The 274-nt window shown below is 51.1% G+C and carries 2 tRNA genes; both read right to left on the reverse strand.

Annotation, left to right across the window (positions count from 1 at the left end):
- Window positions 1-87: 87 nt before the first annotated feature.
- Window positions 88-163: transfer RNA gene (locus tag ACM6G4_RS25950), tRNA-Ala, on the reverse strand.
- A gap of 27 nt (window positions 164-190) precedes the next feature.
- Window positions 191-267, reverse strand: a tRNA-Ile gene (locus ACM6G4_RS25955).
- Window positions 268-274: the final 7 nt, after the last annotated feature.

The raw sequence follows: 274 nt of genomic DNA on the forward strand, positions 1-274 counted from the left end.
GCGAACTAGTCAAAGACTAGAAATCAACATTCACCATCGAACCGATGGAATGCTCATTTCTAAGCTTTATACAATCAGAAGCAGTAGTGGTGGAGCCAAACGGGATCGAACCGTTGACCTCCTGCGTGCAAGGCAGGCGCTCTCCCAGCTGAGCTATGGCCCCGTATTTCTACAGGTTCCCACACAAAATTGGTGGGTCTGGGCAGATTCGAACTGCCGACCTCACCCTTATCAGGGGTGCGCTCTAACCAACTGAGCTACAGACCCAATTTCG

It is taken from the genome of Pseudomonas sp. IT-P258 (assembly GCF_949767825.1).
Taxonomy (GTDB): domain Bacteria; phylum Pseudomonadota; class Gammaproteobacteria; order Pseudomonadales; family Pseudomonadaceae; genus Aquipseudomonas; species Aquipseudomonas monachiensis.